Source organism: Chryseobacterium sp. CS3K3.1, from assembly GCF_059515165.1.
Map to the genome: position 1 here is coordinate 162,212 of NZ_JCAKRV010000003.1, position 17,667 is coordinate 179,878.

At 35.2% G+C, this 17,667-nt stretch carries 11 protein-coding genes and 1 tRNA gene; 5 read left to right on the top strand and 7 right to left on the bottom strand.

Features of this window, described 5'->3' with window-relative positions; all coding sequences use genetic code 11:
- Positions 1-342 precede the first annotated feature (342 nt).
- Positions 343-510 (top strand): bacteriocin-like protein, encoded by a 168-nt coding sequence (locus tag AC5YGI_RS04710; protein WP_171006348.1) that lies wholly within the window; start codon positions 343-345, stop codon positions 508-510.
- A 13-nt stretch (positions 511-523) separates the two neighbouring features.
- Here AC5YGI_RS04710 and menC read toward each other — a convergent pair whose 3' ends face one another.
- Together menC and fbp are read right to left on the bottom strand one after the other, a co-directional pair.
- Positions 524-1,528, bottom strand: a complete 1,005-nt coding sequence (menC, locus tag AC5YGI_RS04715) for an o-succinylbenzoate synthase (protein WP_496167652.1) — start codon at positions 1,526-1,528, stop codon at positions 524-526.
- Positions 1,529-2,545 carry a class 1 fructose-bisphosphatase gene (fbp, locus tag AC5YGI_RS04720; protein WP_110010152.1) on the bottom strand — a complete coding sequence of 339 codons (1,017 nt, stop codon included), beginning with the start codon at positions 2,543-2,545 and terminating at the stop codon, positions 1,529-1,531.
- A gap of 323 nt (positions 2,546-2,868) precedes the next feature.
- Here fbp and AC5YGI_RS04725 point away from each other — a divergent pair, with 323 nt between their 5' ends.
- The 3 genes from AC5YGI_RS04725 (at position 2,869) to AC5YGI_RS04735 (ending at position 6,153) form a co-directional block, all read left to right on the top strand.
- Positions 2,869-4,107, top strand: coding sequence for an aspartate kinase (locus AC5YGI_RS04725; protein WP_330747268.1), 1,239 nt, complete (start codon positions 2,869-2,871; stop codon positions 4,105-4,107).
- A gap of 22 nt (positions 4,108-4,129) precedes the next feature.
- Positions 4,130-5,971 carry a bifunctional lysophospholipid acyltransferase family protein/GNAT family N-acetyltransferase gene (locus AC5YGI_RS04730; RefSeq protein WP_227942952.1) on the top strand — a complete coding sequence of 614 codons (1,842 nt, stop codon included), beginning with the start codon at positions 4,130-4,132 and terminating at the stop codon, positions 5,969-5,971.
- Between the two features lie 109 nt (positions 5,972-6,080).
- Positions 6,081-6,153, top strand: a tRNA-Phe gene (locus AC5YGI_RS04735).
- 72 nt (positions 6,154-6,225) lie between these two features.
- On the opposite strand, the gene AC5YGI_RS04740 is transcribed toward AC5YGI_RS04735, so the two are convergent.
- The 4 genes from AC5YGI_RS04740 to AC5YGI_RS04755 all read right to left on the bottom strand — a co-directional run bounded on the left by AC5YGI_RS04740 (position 6,226) and on the right by AC5YGI_RS04755 (position 12,422).
- Positions 6,226-7,509 (bottom strand): galactokinase, encoded by a 1,284-nt coding sequence (locus AC5YGI_RS04740; protein ID WP_496167654.1) that lies wholly within the window; start codon positions 7,507-7,509, stop codon positions 6,226-6,228.
- Positions 7,510-7,541: 32 nt separating this feature from the next.
- Positions 7,542-8,615: a UDP-glucose--hexose-1-phosphate uridylyltransferase gene (locus tag AC5YGI_RS04745; protein ID WP_330747270.1), complete on the bottom strand. Its 1,074-nt coding sequence runs from the start codon at positions 8,613-8,615 to the stop codon at positions 7,542-7,544.
- A gap of 19 nt (positions 8,616-8,634) precedes the next feature.
- Positions 8,635-10,518: a beta-galactosidase gene (locus AC5YGI_RS04750; RefSeq protein ID WP_496167655.1), complete on the bottom strand. Its 1,884-nt coding sequence runs from the start codon at positions 10,516-10,518 to the stop codon at positions 8,635-8,637.
- 176 nt (positions 10,519-10,694) lie between these two features.
- Positions 10,695-12,422 (bottom strand): sodium:solute symporter family transporter, encoded by a 1,728-nt coding sequence (locus tag AC5YGI_RS04755; protein WP_496167657.1) that lies wholly within the window; start codon positions 12,420-12,422, stop codon positions 10,695-10,697.
- A 245-nt stretch (positions 12,423-12,667) separates the two neighbouring features.
- On the opposite strand from AC5YGI_RS04755, the gene AC5YGI_RS04760 reads away from it, so the two are divergent.
- A complete protein-coding gene (locus tag AC5YGI_RS04760) occupies positions 12,668-13,666 on the top strand; it encodes a GntR family transcriptional regulator (RefSeq protein ID WP_496167658.1) in 999 nt (332 codons plus the stop codon).
- Between the two features lie 65 nt (positions 13,667-13,731).
- Here AC5YGI_RS04760 and AC5YGI_RS04765 read toward each other — a convergent pair whose 3' ends face one another.
- Entirely contained in the window at positions 13,732-17,544 is a 3,813-nt protein-coding gene (locus AC5YGI_RS04765) for a TIM-barrel domain-containing protein (RefSeq protein WP_496167659.1), read from the bottom strand.
- Between the last annotated feature and the right edge of the window lie 123 nt (positions 17,545-17,667).

Consider the following 17,667-nt stretch of genomic DNA (forward strand, 5'->3'; position numbering starts at 1 on the left):
TTTTTAATTATGGGACAGATTAAAAAAAGGTTTTCTAATATATTAAACTATATAAAGAAAGCTATTTTCGTAAAGGATGTGATTTAATTGTGTAACAACCTCTAAATCAACAAAATATTCGATCTATAACTGCCAGGTCCTCCTACAGACCGGATTAAAAAAAAATTCAAATATTCTGAACAGGAAGGGATTGCAGGTAAAAACTGAAACCATACAAATCCATATTCAATACTATCTAAATATTTCAAGGGAATTGTTAAATAATATTAAATAATTCCCCACATGTTGTATAATTCAAAAAAGTTATCGACATTTACTTACCAATCAAATAAAATGAATAACATGAAAAATCTAAAGAAAATCAAAAGAGGAGAATTGAAAAAAGTCAAAGGGGGAAGACCACCGCTTGGTTGCAATAACTGGGATCCGGCAGCGATGTGCTGCAGAGCATGGGCACCTGACTATTGTGGGCAAACTACATGTCCGGATTCACCTCCACCATTATGCTAATTAACTTTTTCAGTTATATTTTGAACCACAGCAACTCATTTCTGAGTTCTAAAACGGATTCAAAATTATTGACAAATAAAGCTCCAGTGCCTAAACCTTGAGGCATTGGATTTTTTTTGGTAAAAGTATACTGAGCAATGGCATTCAATCCAATATTACTTTCTAATGCTGAAGTAATCCACCAGTTTATATTCTGATTTTCCGCAAGGGAAATCCATTCATCAGAACCTGAAAAACCTCCTACTAATGCAGGTTTCAAAATAATATATTGTGGCTTAATTGTTTCCAAAAGCTGTTTCTTCTTTTCGGGATCTATAATTCCGATCAGTTCCTCATCCAATGCAATCGGAGTAGATGTTTTTGCACATAACTCAGCCATTTCATTCCAATTTCCGGCCTTGATAGGCTGCTCAATGGAATGGATATGAAGATCAGCAAGCTGCTGTAAAACCATTATCGCTTCGTCTTTACTGAATCCTCCATTGGCATCCACACGCAGTTCCAACTGATCTTTGGAAAACTTTTCTCTTAATTTCTGAAGAATAATATGCTCAGATTTCCAATCCACACCGATTTTTAATTTGATACAGTGAAAGCCTTTTTCCAGTTTTTCCTGAATCTGTTCTTCCATATACGCTGCGTCGCCCATCCATATCAGACCGTTGATGGTAATGGCAGATTTTCCTTCGGTAAATTCACTTGGAAAATACAGGCTGCCTCCATATTTTAAATTCTGCATAGCCTGTTCATATCCAAACCAGATTGAAGGAAACTCTTGCAGTTCCTGCTTCAAAAAAACGCTGTCCTGATTAATATTTTCACAAAGCCACTTCAGTTTTTCTTCATAATCAGGCCTGTCATCAAAACTCAGTCCTCTGAAAACAGCACATTCCCCCACTCCTTTTCTTCCCTCTTCAGAAATCGTCAGAATAAAGGTCTCTTTATCAAGCAAAACGCCGCGAGATGTTCCACTCGGGCGCTTAAATTGTAATAAATATTGTAAGTACGTTGCTTCCATTTATTTTACGCTGTCGATACGCATAAACTCTTCTGCTTTTTCCACCATATCGATACTTCCACAGAAGAATGGAATTCTCTGGTGAAGTTCTGTAGGTTCTATCTCCAAAATTCTTCTGAATCCGTCGGTTGCTTTTCCTCCGGCCTGCTCTGCAAGGAATGCCATCGGGTTACATTCGTATAAAAGTCTTAATTTACCATTCGGGGCCTGTGAATAAGAAGGATAAATATAAATTCCTCCTTTCAGCATATTTCTGTGGAAATCCGCCACTAAAGAACCGATATATCTTGAAGTGTAAGGACGGTCACCTTCTTCCATCTGGCAGTATTTAAGGTAATTTTTTACTCCCTGAGGGAATTTGATATAATTTCCTTCGTTGATAGAATAGATTTTACCTGTTTTTGGGAAAGTCATATTAGGATGGGAAAGATAATATGTTCCTAAAGACGGATCTAATGTAAATCCGTTTACTCCGTTACCTGTTGTATAAACAATCATGGTAGATGAACCGTAAATAACATATCCCGCAGCAATCTGGTTGATACCTTTCTGTAAAAAGTCTTCCAGCTGTACCGGAGTTCCCGGTTCTGTAACTCTTCTGTAGATGGAGAAAATAGTTCCTACCGAAACATTTACGTCAATATTGGAAGATCCGTCCAAAGGATCAATCAGTACAACATATTTACTTAAATGTCCGTTTTCACCGCATTTGATATCAATAAAATCATCATTTTCTTCAGAAGCAATACCACAAACAACCTCTCTCTGAGACAAAGCCGTAATAAAAATTTCGTTAGCAATTACATCAAGTTTCTGCTGTTCTTCCCCCTGGATGTTCTGGTTTCCTGCAGCTCCTGTTATATCTACAATCCCGGCCTTATTTACTTCTCTGTTTACCACTTTCGAAGCCAATCTTATTGCACTTAGAAGACGAGAAAATTCACCTGTAGAATACTGAAAATCGTCCTGTTTATCTATAAGAAATTCTCCTAAAGTCTGTAATGGTTGATTTGACATATTTTTCTTTTTACGTTTTGCCCAAATTTCGGAAAATTTATCGCATTGAGAAAATTTAATTAAAAAAGAGATTAATCACTGTCTTTCAGAAATATACAAACATAACATAACATTACACGAACCCTTTACTGAAAATTATACCTCCTAATTTGTTTAATCAGAACCAAAAAAAATTAATTTATTTCATGAATTGTTGATTTTAAGGAAATCTTAATTCTATCTCCGCATAAGGCTATTTCATATCTCGTTGTAAATTTATAATTTTGACGTCCGTAAAAAACTCATGTAATTTTTTATCTAACAATTTTATTTTTAACAATTTAATGAAAATTTTCAAGTTTGGTGGAGCATCGGTAAAAGATGCTGACAGTGTAAAAAACGTGTCCATGGTTCTAAAAAGCCAGGGATTTGCCAAATGCTTGCTGGTGATTTCAGCAATGGGTAAAACAACAAATGAGTTGGAAAAAGTTGTAGAACTTTATTTCAAAAAAGATAATTATCAAACTGAGATTGAAAAGATAAAACGAAAACACATTGAGATTGCGGAAGGACTTTTCCCTGAAAATCATGCGGTTTTTGCTGAAATCAATCTTTTCTTTGATGATATTGATTCTTTTTTACGAAGAAATAAATCTCCCAACTACAACTTCGTATACGATCAGGTGGTAAGCTGTGGAGAAATGATCTCTACTAAAATCGTGAGTGAATACCTGAATGAGATCCAGTTTACAAATCAGTGGCTGGATGCCAGAGATTATATAAAAACGGATAATTCATACCGGGAAGGTATGGTAGACTGGACAAAAACGGAAGAATTTATTTCCCATCTTAATCCTGAAATCTGCTATGTAACTCAGGGGTTCATCGGTTCTGACGACAACAATTTTACGGTAACATTAGGAAGAGAGGGTTCCGACTACTCCGCTGCTATTTTTGCTTACTGCTTAAATGCTGAAGCAATGACAATATGGAAAGATGTACCGGGAGTAATGACCGGAGATCCGAGAAAGTTCAGTGATGTAACCCTTCTTTCCAATATTTCTTATGAGGAAGCTATAGAAATGGCTTATTATGGTGCCAGTGTTATTCACCCGAAAACATTACAGCCGCTACAGCAAAAAAATATTCCTTTTTATGTAAAATCTTTCGTGGATCCAAGCAAAGAAGGAACAAAAGTAGGTGCTTCCGAAAAAAACCAACAGGAAGAATCTTATATTCTGAAAGAAAACCAGGATCTTTTGAAAATCTCTACAAGGGACTTCTCTTTCATCGCAGAAGATCATATGAGCCTGATTTTCGGATATTTATCTAAATACAAAATCAAAGTTTCCCTGATGCAGAATTCTGCAATCTCTCTGGCACTGTGCCTTGAGGATAAATTTAATCATATTGATGAGCTCAATGAAGAGCTTCAAAAAATTTTTAAAACCGAAGCAATTAAAAATGTATCTTTATTCACAGTAAGAAATGCGAAGAAGGATCACATTGATAAATTTTACCATGAAAAAAATGTATTATTGGAACAAATCTCCAAGAATACTCTTCAAATGGTAACACAATAATATTAATTGCGACTAAACACACATGAGTTTAATTTCGAAAAACGATCTGATCAAAGCTTCCGGCTTAAATAAAATTGGGTTTCTCAAGAACCCGGTAGCATCTGCTGTGATGAGCATTGCTAAAATAAACGAAGTAAATAAATTATACGATAAATTAAAAGACAAGGAAGGCAAAGACTTTTTCGACTCATTTGTGAGAGAAAGAAACCTAAGCTATGTAGCTTTTGAAGAGGATCTGGCAAAGATTCCGAAAACAGGACCGTTTATTCTGGTTTCCAATCACCCGCTGGGTGCTATTGACGGTATTCTGATGTGCAAGATCTTATCAGAGGTTCGTCCGGATTTCAAGGTAATGGGGAATTTTCTTTTGGAAAAGATCAAACCTATGGAGCCGTATGTAATCGCTGTAAATCCTTTTGAAAACAGAAAAGAAGCTTACAGCAGCTCTTCCGGAATGCGTGAAACACTCAAGCATTTGCAAAACGGAGGCTGTGTAGGTATTTTTCCGGCAGGAGAAGTTTCCAACAAAAACAATCCTTACGGAGAGATTTTAGATAAAGATTGGGAAAAGACGGCACTTAAGCTTATCAGAATGGCTAAAGTGCCGGTAGTTCCTATGTATTTCCATGCCAAGAACAGCAGACTTTTTTATCAGGTAGCCAAGCTTCACCCGAATTTACAGACGTTGATGCTTCCTGCAGAAATGATGAATGACAGGGAAAAACCTATCAGAATCAGAATCGGACGTCCTATTACCGTAAAGGCAATGGACGACATGGAAACGATTGAGGAATTGGGAGAGTTTCTGAAACGTAAGGTTTATATGATGAAATCTTACTATGAAAAAAGAAAATCTCTTGCACAAAGCATTAACCTTCAAAATTTATCGGTCAAATTTCCTTTACTCAAGGAGGAAAATATTGTTCAGAATATCATTGATGAAACACCTCTGGAAGACATTATCAAAGATGTTGATAAATTGAGAGGAACTGAAAAAATGCTTTTCAGTAACGGAAATTACGAGATTTACTTTACGACTTACGAGGAAATCCCTTCTATTATGAGGGAAATCGGACGTCAGAGAGAGCTCACCTTCCGTGCGGTAGGTGAAGGTAGTAATCTTCCGTTTGATCTTGATGAGTATGACAAACATTACCACCATCTTTTCCTGTGGGATAACGGTGAGAAAAAACTGGCCGGAGCTTACAGAATGGCATTGGGTAGAGAGGTAATGAAGAAATACGGCATCAAAGGGTTCTATACAAGCTCTTTATTTGAGTTTGAGCAGGATATCCATCCTTTTTTCAAAAAGGTGATTGAAATGGGCCGTGCATACATCTGCCAGGAATATCAGCAGAAGCCACTTCCACTCTTTCTTTTATGGAGAGGAATAGTGCATGTATGTCTGAGAAATCCGGATCATAAATTCCTTATGGGTGGTGTGAGTATCTCGAACAAGTTCTCTGAGTTCTCAAAATCGCTGATGATTGAGTTCATGCGTTCCAATTATTTCGATTCTGCAGTAGCACAATATATCACTCCTAGAAATGAATATAAGGTAAAGCTTCGCGACAGGGATAAAAATATTTTCTTTGAAGAAATGGAGTCTGACCTCAACAAGCTGGACAAGATTATTGATGATCTTGAACCTGAATTGAGGCTTCCTGTCCTGATCAAAAAATATATCAAACAAAACGCAAAAGTAATTGCTTTCAACGTAGATCCAAACTTCAACGATGCGATCGATGGATTGATGTATATCCGAATCAGTGATCTTCCGGAAAACACGATTAAACCGGTATTGGAAGAGATGAGTGAGCAGATCAGAAAAGAGCAGGAAAATAATCCGGCTGATAATCAGTAAGTTTTTAACTTTATTCAAAAAAAGTACGATGAATACTTGCTTTGTATACTAAAACTTACTACTTTTGCATCACTTTAAAACAACGAAGTAAGTCAAACAAAAATATAATGGTTTCTTAGCTCAGTTGGTAGAGCAATGGATTGAAAATCCATGTGTCCCTGGTTCGATTCCTGGAGAAACCACTTTAAAACCTCTGATTAGTCAGAGGTTTTTTTGTTTTTATATGTTCCTATTTTTGATTAATGAAACCGTTTTTAAAAATCTAATTTAACCGCTCCTTTTTGCCTGATGAATAAAGGATGACATGCATCAGCTCCAAATAATTGATTTAAAGTTGCGGTGTATTTTTCAAGTAAATTTTCAGGGACAAAGGCTTGTATTGTTCCTGCAAATCCTCCCCCGTGTACACGCCATGCTCCGGCATCTTTCAGTACCAATTCGCTGTAGGCCAATCCCAGTGAAACGGCTTGTTCTTGTATGTTATCTGGTACATAAATGTTTTGATTGTACATGTACGAACTATGCCCTGAATCTACTACCAATTGCAAAAATTTTGCAAAATCATTATTCTCCAGGGCTGCTACTTGATCTGCTACCCGATCGTTTTCACATTCAAAATGAATAGCTCTTAAAATGGCCCGATCTCCTACTTTTTTACGGATAGAAGGAGCGATATCCATTATTTTTTTCAAAGTAGTTTCTCTCAACACACTGCATCCTAAATGAGCTGCAACTTCTTTCATTTCTTTCGGTAAAACAGCATATTCATCATTCAAATTAGTATGATCGCCCCGGGTATCTGTAATCACTAAAGAAAAACCAGTTGATTCAAAATTAAAATCTACTTTTTTAACAACAGGATTTGTTACATCTTCAAAATCAATCATTACCAGCCCTCCTACCGAACAAGCTACCTGATCCATTAATCCACAAGGTTTTCCAAAGAAGACATTTTCTGCATATTGCCCTATACGGGCAATTACTATGGGATCTATGTTGCCTTCATTAAATAAATGGCTCACAATTGCACCAATTAAAACCTCAAATGATGCTGATGAACTTAATCCGGAACCTTTAGGAACGCCTCCGTTAATTACAGCATCGAATCCTCCTATTGTATATCCCAGTTCTTTTAACCGGGCATTAATTCCACGAACCAGAGCGTTTGAGGTTAAAAACTCATTTTCCTGGGGAATGAGATGATTTAAATCTACTTCAAATGATGGATAATCTGACGATTCAATCCTGATTATATTTGAGTTATTTTTAGCAGCAACGGCAATATTATCTAAACTTACAGCACTCGCCAGTACGCGGCCATGGTTATGATCCGTGTGATTACCTCCGATTTCGGTTCGTCCTGGTGAACTAAAAAAAGAAACCTCTTTTTCTCCAAAAATCTCTTTAAAACGGGATAATGTTCTGGTATACCGGATTGTCTGCTGATGTAACAATTCAGAATTTTGTCCGTACAACTCTCTAAATTGAGTAATATCACCTTTATTAATTAAAGAATCAATATATTTACTATTTGACATGTATTGGTATCTGATTTATAAAACTGTCTATTTTATGAAGAGCTATTTTGTTGATTTTTATAATGAGTTGTTGAACTTTTTTTAAGAATCCCGGCACTTTGTTCCGGAGTAATATCTCTTTGGGCTTCTGCTAACATTTCGTATCCTACCATGAATTTTTTCACACTAGCTGAACGAAGCAAAGGGGGATAAAAATGCATATGAAAATGCCATTCTTCATGAGATTCCAGGTCTGTAGGTGCCTGATGCATTCCTGCGGAATAAGGAAAAGAAATTGAGAAAATATTATCGTATTTCGTCGTCAGATCTTTCAATATCTGAGCAAATAAAACCTGATCTTCATATGAAAAAGCCAATAAACTATTTAAAGGTTCTTTACTAATAATCATTGTCTCATAGGGCCACGTTGCCCAAAATGGAACCAAAGCCACAAAAGCTTTATTTTCTAAAACAATTCGTTCCTGGCTTTCAATTTCTTTCTGAAGGTAATCTGACAAAAGGGTTGTTCCATATTTATCATAATAGTTTTTCAAATTTTGCTGTGTTCTGACCACTTGGGAAGGAATGGATGCCTGTGCCCAAATCTGACCATGAGGATGAGGATTACTACAGCCCATCACTACCCCTTTGTTTTCAAAAATCTGAACATGATTAATATAATCTAATTTACCCAGATTCTGATATTCTTCTTTCCAGACGGACACCACTTTTGTAATTGCTTCTAAAGACATTTCAGGAAGAGTCAATGAATGGTCGTGTGAAAAGCAGATGACCCGGTTAATTCCTCTTTCAGGTTTCATTTTAAATAACTCATCCTCTTCATCATTCGTTTTATCTGTGGTTACTTCTTCTTTCAATAAAGCTCCAAAATCATTATCGAATACATATACACCTTCATAACGGGGATTTTGGGTCTCATTAGCTCTTGAATTTCCGGGACATAAATAACATTTTGGATCATATTGATTTTGAATGCTTGTTAAAGGCTTTTCCTCTTGTCCCTGCCATGGGCGTTTTGCCCTTTGAGGTGATACCAAAACCCATTCGTCCAATAAAGGATTATATCTTCTATGCGGATGATTTTTGCTGTTAAATGGATTACTCATACTGAGTTTATTATTTATATCAGTTTGACCCGTTTTCAGGGTTTAATTTGTCTAAAATAGGTTCGGATAATGTGTTTAATTCTTTTTGAAGTTTATTATTTTTCTGTTCAAAAATAACAATCTCATTATTCCCCTTTTTTAAGTAACAGCCCGGTAAATACAGAGTCTGTTGTGGTCCTACCGACCAATACCTTCCCAGATTAATTCCATTGACAAATACAATCCCTTTTCCGAAAGGCCGCATATCTAAAAATGTGTCTCCCACCTGCGATACATTAAAATTTCCTTTATAGATAACTGGTCTGTTCTCTTTTACATCAGATTTTTGTTTTGCATCAATTACCGGAGCCTTTTCAAAAGGAAGTCCATACATTTCCCAATCTCCTGTTATTTTTCGGTCATTAATAAATACATGAGAAATAATTCCTTTTGTATTCTTATTAATTTCAGCCCCGTAGTTAATTCGCCCCATGTTTTCTACTATAATGTCTAATTTTCCATTGAAGGGGATATTAACATTACATTCATATTTTTTATAGTAACGGTTAAGCTCTCCTACTTTTTCTCCATTCACATATACAATTGCATAATCTCTTAATCCATCAAGTTTTAAAGTTCCTTTAATGGGCTGATTAAAATTTTTGCTATACCAGACATAGCCATGCCCTTGATTTAACTGCTCAAAAGTCAAAGGATTATCATTAACTACCGGTTTTACATTCTTTTTTAAATCTTCTAAATCAATTGCCTGAGATAGTTGAATAGCCGGAATCTTAATAACTGGAATTCTTGAAGGAACAGGAGGTGTAGAGGAATTTTTTAATAATTCTCTTAATTTCATATACTTTTCGGTTTCCCAACCTGCCTCAGTAATAGGAGCATCATAATCATAACTGGTCATACTTGGCTGTATATCATGATCTTTATCGTAATTAGCTCCAGAGGTAAATCCGAAGTTAGTTCCTCCATGTACCATATAAATATTAAAGGAAATATCATTATTCATGAATTTTTCAATGTGACCTTTTACTCTTTCCGCAGCTTTACGGGGAAAAGGTTCTGCCCAATGGTCTAACCAGCCCGGATAGTATTCCGCAACCATAAAAGGACCTTTCCCATTATGGTATTTTTTCACCTCTTTCTTAATATTTTCCGGGTCTTCATCTCCATTTGCAGTTGGTAATGCGCCGGGCAAGGCACCCCCTTCAAATAACCAGTCTCCATCTGAGGTAAAAAATGTCATTCCTTTGAAACCAACTTCTTTTAATTGATCAAACACAGATGAACTGTATTTTTTATGATCTTCCAGCTTAATGTCTTCCCGTTGACTCACAAAAGATCCGAATTCATTTTCCCCCTGCACCATAACAATAGGACCTCCGTTAACAATCAGATAAGGTTTGACCACCTTGTAGAGTTCTGTGAAATAAGTTTTTGTTGAATTTAAAAACGGAGTATTATATTCTCTGATTTTCATATTCTTGTCGTTTTGTAAAAACCAGGGATAACCTCCGAATTCCCATTCTGCACATACATAAGGACCTGGGCGAAGGATTACCATTAAACCTTCTTCTTTTGCTATTTTTAAAAATTCAGCTAAGTTTCGGTTACCGGTTTGAAAATCCCATTTTCCGGGAGCTATTTCATGATAATTCCAAAAAACATAAGTAGCTATTGTATTTAAACCCATAGCTTTAACCATTTGTAACCGGTGTCTCCAATAAGCCTGAGGAATTCTGGCATAATGAATCTCACCAGAATGCAATTTAATTGTCTGTCCGTTCAATTTAAATTCTCCATCTTCAATTTTGAAAGATTCATATTTAACAGGTTTTTGCTGGGCATTTATCACAGTTGCTCCCACTAAGCAAACGGCTAAAATTATGTTTTTAATAAACTTCATTGTATATGTTGTATTAGCGATTAAAGTTAGTTATGTATTAAACAAATTTATAAATTTACCTGATGCTGTAATACTGGCTACCACCGGTTTTTGCAGCTTTACCACCAGTTGAAAAAATATTTAAATAGTATGAAACTTGTGGAATTTTTCAAATGCAAAACTCAAAATTATTTCTGTTACCAAAAACGAACATAAATAGCAGTCAGAAGTAATACAATAATGACGATCAGGAATAATGTTCTATTGTCCACATTGAACATATTTTTGTCTGTAACAAAAGCTTTTGGATTTACTTTTGGACCAAAGACACTTAAAAGTACCATTACCACTACAGTAATGAAAAATGACCAACCCATATTGATAAGGAAAGGAATCTCTGTAATAGTTTTCACTACGCCATTTTCCCACTTTTCATATGTAAATGCTGTATATATCCATGTTTCTTTTCCAAATAGTTCAACTGCAAAACTGTTAAAGAATATAGATAATAAAAAACCGAGAATAACCCCAACTATAGCAGCAGTTCCGGTAGTTCTTTTCCAAAACATTCCTAAAATAAACATAGCAAATACACCCGGACTAATAAAACCAGTATATTTTTGTATAAATGTAAAACCCCCTTCACCACCGATTCCCAAAATATCTGTCCATGTAAATATCAAAGCAATAAGCATTGCCACTATAATTGTCAAACGTCCTGTTCTTACCATTTGCGTTTCAGATGTGTCGGTTTTTAAATATTTTTTATAAATATCTAAAGTAAAAATGGTGGAGATACTGTTTACTTTTCCGGCAAGTGATGCTACTATTGCAGCTGTTAAAGCAGCCACTGCAAGACCTTTAAGTCCAGATGGAAGCAACCCCAGGATTGCAGAGTAAGCACTATCTTTTACCCCATTAAAATTGGGCAAATGACCTTTTGTATAAAGTACATAAGCTGCAATCCCAGGAAGCACAACGATTACAGGCATAAAAAGCTTTAAAAATCCTGCAAATAAAATTCCTGTTCTTGCTGTTTTTAAATCTGCTCCTAATGCTCTTTGGGTAATGTATTGGTTGCACCCCCAATAATTAAGTTGTACAATCCATTGTCCAGCAAAATACATTGCTAAACCTGGTAAAACTACATATTTCCGTACCGCTAAATTTTCTGACATTGATAAAGTAGTGGTGGTAATTTGTGGTTTATCAAGAATGAGTTTGAAATGTCCCGGAGCTTCTTTCAAAAGGGTATTTAAACCCATTAAAGCATTTCCAACAGCAGCACCATTAATTCTTTGATCCACAACCTGTAATGCCATATAAACTGTAGCAAAGCCACCAATAATAAGAACAGCTACCTGAATAACATCCGTGTAGCCAATGACTTTCATTCCACCCAATCCAATAACCAAAGCCATTAGTAAAAGTGTAACCATAATGATATGCAGATGCCCTCCTCCAAGCAATGAATCAATAGCTACAGCTCCTAAATAAAGAATGGAAGTAAGATTAACAATTACATATAAAAACAGCCAAAAAACAGCCATAATAAGAGAAACAGCCTTATTATACCGTGTTTCCAAAAACTGAGGCATCGTATAAATCTTATTTTTGAGATAAATAGGAATAAACCAGACTGCAATAATTATCAGTGCAATGGCAGCCAGCCATTCATAAGCGGCAACAGCTACTCCTGTGAAAAAACCTTCACCACTCATCCCAATAAATTGTTCTGCTGAAATATTAGATGCAATCAAACTTGCTCCAATTGCCCACCATGTTAGTGAACCTTCTGCAAGGAAATAATCTTTACTTCCTGTAATTTTTGATTTTTTCCGATTGTATATCCATAGGCCGTATACTGTTACAACAAAAAAATAAATTAGAAATATAACAAAATCAAATGTCGATAGTTTTCCCACGCTTAAAAATTTTTATAGTAAGTTTATCATAGATTTCTATACTTCCCAGCACTTTCATGTACTATAAAGTATTTAATAGTTTAGTAATCTTAATATGTTATTTAGAATAAATTCGAATCTTTTACACTTAAATCATACAAAAGAAAACCTTATATTATCAAATGTATCAATTTGAAAAACATAACCATACTTGTTCCTACCGGTTTTTGTATATTTACTACTAGTTTAAAAAAATTGGCAATGTTATGAAGCTTATTAAAATAATCCCCGATTCAGTTATTCCTAAATACCAGCAGATTATAAATTCCATTGAACAAGCTCTTGCCCAACAACTCCTAAAAAAAAATGACAAATTACCTTCCGTCAATAAAGTGTGTATGGAATTCGGTATTTCCAGAGACACTGTTCTGTATGCCTACGAGATACTAAAAAAGAAAGGAATAATAAATGCTATTCTGGGTAAAGGATACTATATAAAAAGTACTGATTGGAATTTTGAAGAGCGCATCTTTTTACTGTTTGATGAACTGAATGCTTTTAAGGAAAATCTTTATTATTCTTTTTTGGAAGAGATACAGCAAAGAGCGAATGTACATGTATTTTTCCACTATTTTAATATTGATGTCTTCAAGAAATTAATAGAAGAAAACAACGGAAACTACACAAAATATATCATTATGCCCGGGAATATGAATGATACAGCTCCCATTATTAAAATGCTTCCCAAGAAGGATGTATACCTATTGGATCAAACCAATATATCTTTAAGGGAATATTCATCAGTATATCAGAATTTCGCAAAGGACATGTACAATGGGTTATTAAAAGCGAAAACTAAGCTTGAAACCTATCAAAGATTAATTCTTATTTTTCCGGGACAAAAAGAGCCTGTAGGTATGGTAGAAGGATTTACCAGTTTTTGTGAGCAGTATAAAATGAAATATGAGATTATCTGTACTTTCACTGATGGGGAAATACTGAATGGAGACGTATTTATAATCCTGGATGACAAGCATTTGGTTAATGTCTTTAAGCAATCTAAAAAACAGAAGCTAAAAATCAGAAAGGATTTTGGAATTATATCCTACAACGAAACGCCCCTAAAAAGTATTGTAGAAAATGGCATTACTACGATTTCTACGGATTTTTGGCAAATGGGAAAAATTCTGGCAGAGATGGTTCTTAATAGCAAAGAAGGAAGAATTGAAAATACTTCTAATTTAATCATAAGAAATTCTCTATAATTATTTTGAACAAAGGCTCAGATTATAAAATCCGAGCCTTTATTTTTTAGCTTTAAACTTCGTCATTAAAAGTCAATAGAATTCAGTGTCTTATCCACCAATAATCCGTTAACAGCTTTTATATTAAATGATCCGTTTCGTTTGGCTTTAAATTTAAGAATGAATAAATCTGTTGTGCCTTCTAAAGATTGTTTTTGTCCTGTATTAACCAGCGTAGGATATAATACCTTCTCTTTATTGGTATGCAATCTATCATAAGTGAGGTTTTCCATTTGTTCAATATGTAATGGTGTAATGCCTATATATTCCAGTTCCTGCTGGTTATATGGAACGGCAAAACTCAGTGCATTTACAGATTGTAGATTATTACCTTTTACCACTACTTCTACAATATCATTCTTAGCATATTGTTGTTTTGAGACAGAGACTGTAATGTTACCTTTCAGTGGCTTCAATTCTTCATCATTTATCCCTCCATCAATTTTTGTAGCGACGTTAGAAATATCAAATGCATCAATGGAACCGTTCTTATTAATATCACCCTTACTGATATATCCCTCAAAGTCAGAATCTCCTTTTCTCAAACCTGTATAATTCATATACGAAGTAAAGTCATTTCTATCAATTTTCTGATCATTATTAATATCTCCAGGAAGTAAAGTTGCAGAACCTGGTACTTTAAAGATATATAGCTCATTTCCGGAAGCAAAGTTTCCGAAGGCGCTGCCGACTTCAATTTTAATGAATCTTGTGACAGGGTGTGCCGCAAAATCTAAAGATTTGGGTTTGTTATTTCTGTCCCAGGCAAAAGAGCCAAGCTCTGTCCAGTCCTTTTTATTATCACTATACGCAATTTTACCTTTCATCCATATTCCATTGTAACCGTTGCTTCTAGGGATATATTCCAATTTACTTATTGTATTAACAGAGCCCAAATCCAAAATTATTTCAAAAGGGACTTTGCTCTTTTCATAATCCGAATGCCATCCCGTATTTGCATCCTCATCAAAAAGGTTTTCTATCCCTTCTCCTTCCTGGCTTGGAATGGAGGATGTGGCTTTTATGCCTTTAATTGCAAATTCGTAAGGATTTTTATTGGTTCGGGATGAAAAAGGAACCCAATCAGAAGTATTGGTTTTATTGACAGCTCTTACTTTGAAATCATATTTTGTTTCAGGGGTCAACCCTTCAAACAGGAAAGAACTATCTTTAATATTACTGTATACCATATTATCGTATAGTATTTCATAGTAATCAGCATTAGGTATTTTATTCCACGATGGCAATATTGAATACGCGGTATTTGTACTTTCTGAAGTGACAGGTTTTAAAGCTTCTGCTAATGCCCCGGAATTATTTTTCAATTGATTAGAACTAATAAATTGGTAGTCTTTAATGACAAGCTCTACTTTGTTTTTGCTGACATCGGTGATTTCTGATTTTACCCAAAGTTGGGGATTTCGGGTAATAGAAACCTTTGAAAAATCAGAATCTTTTGTAGAGAAATTATTGAATTCAGGCTTGCTGTTGTAAAAATATACGTTTGCTCCTTTATTGAATTCATCTAACGTATTTACTGCTTTCAGATTTACATTTTTACCTCCAACAGAAAGTTTTACACCGGATGGCTTTTGAGTAACGTTAACTCTGAATTCTGTCATTTTTTCTTTTTCAAAACCTTTAAAGTTACCTTTGGCAGGAGAAATACTTATGACAGCTGTATTTTTCACTACATTACTTTCTATAAGCGTATATACAGATTCATTTTTCTTATAATTTTCGGTAATACCATCGTCATCATATTCTGTAAAACTGGATTTTTCTGAAGGATACACTTCATAAATCCTTACTTTTTTATTGATTTCATGAACATTATTATTAGCATTTACCATCGGAATAATAGCACCCGGCTTTACAAATAGGGGAAGTTTCCAAACAGGAGCATCGAAATGATTTAAAATAATTCCTCCTTCATACGTTTGTCCTGTGAAGTAATCAATCCAGTTTCCTTCAGGGAGGTAAATATTATTTCTGATATCATTCCCTTCTTTATCCGTTTTCGTGGCTTGATATATGGGAGCTACTAAAAAATAGGGACCATACAGATACTGATACTGAGTAGATTTTCCGAGGGTATAATCATTAGCCTGTTGCAAAAACATTGCTCTGATGATTGGCAGCCCATCTACAGCTTCTTTAGCCACACTATAAGTATAAGGAAGTAAGCTCGACTTTAATTTTAAATAGTTCCTGTTGATAGAAGTAGCTTGTTCACCCAAAGCCTGAGGATATTTTTCATTGGCTCCCCAGCCATCCATATTGAGCTGCATAGGAGTGAAGGTTTTCCATTGGAAATCTCTGGTATTGATAACCGGGTTTTGCCCGCCAAAAATACCATCCATATCCGAAGTAATATTAGGCTGGCCAGACAGACCAGAACCTATATAGGTAGGAATATGGAATCTTATGTATTCCCACTCTCCCCCTGTTTGGTCTCCTGTCCAGATACCTGCATATCGCTGTGAACCCGCCCATCCGTCCAGCGAAATGATAAAAGGACGGCTTCCGTTACCATATCGTGGCATTATTTGAGCGACATCTGAAATGCCATTCAGTCCGAATGAGTAACCAGGACCTACCCAGGCCACATCAGTTTTTAGTACTCTTACCCCTGCATCCTGCACTTCTTTTATAATATCTCTCTGCAAAAGAGCGGCAACTCCTTCTTTAGGATGTAAATCTGATTGTGTCCACAATCCTATTTCTACTCCATTTTTTCTGGCATACTCTCCAAATGATTTTAAATTGGCAATGTTGCCTTCCAACGTTTCAGTTTGTCCATAGCCTGCACCATACCCATCATTTGGTAAAATCCATCCTAATGGCATATCTGCATTTTTATACCGGTCTATCACTGCTCTGGCAGAAAACTTATAATTGTTTTTTTCGCCATTTAACGATTCTTTAATTCCGCCATTGTCTTTTTGGCTCTCTTTATATCTTTTTCCGTCTTCAAATGGTATTCCTTTTACATCTATTTTCCAATAATCTCTGTTGTAGGCATTAAGATGCCCTTCATAAAAACCAAACTTGGGTAAAAGTACAGGGTTTCCGGTAAGCTGGTAAAAATCATTCAACAAAGATTTGGGGGTATCATCTACCATAAAGAAAACGTCCAGATAATCGGTCTCATGAGCCAGCTTCACTTCATTTTTATTTTGTTTACCAAAATCATAGTATCCTTTTTTGAAAGTATGCCACATACAACCATATCCGTTTGTAGACCAATAATAAGGATTGGGAGATGCTACACCACCATCAGTCCAGTTATTCTGATTTACAATAAAAATAGTGTTTCCTTTATGAGAGAATCTCCCATTCTGTACACCACCTCCATAGAAATATTCATCTTTTCCCTGAGATAAGGTCAATACGACTTCTTTAGAATTAAATTCTATGGGAGCCATAAAGGAAAATACTTCTTTATGAAGATTCAGATCAAATACTTTAAATAAAGAAGTTGCTTTTTCAATTTCTATTTTAGTTTTAGCGGTAGAAACGGAAACAGTCTGTGACAAATTACTGACCGCAATTTCTTTTACTTTTTTTCTGGGCTGATCTGCCAGAATCTGAGCGGGAGGTGATGCTTCCGGATTTCTCATTTCTCCACCTTTGGGATCTAAAAATAATCTAAAAAGATTTTCCCCATAAAAATCTATGATCAGCTTTTTGTTATCAGAAAACAAAACCTCTACAGAGGTTTCTCCCTTCCTGGAAACATTATCAATTTTTTGAGCCTGAGTTCTTCCGGTGAAGAAAACAAGAAAAGAACTCAGGAGTAAAATTTTTTGATTTTTTGAATTTAAAACGGTATTCATGTACCTTGGTTTTATATATTAATTTATATTGTATACTACTCTAAGAACGTGAGATCAATATTAGAGATAAAACAACTGTATCATCTTTTGTGATCACAGGACTTTCAAAAATATAGATCATTT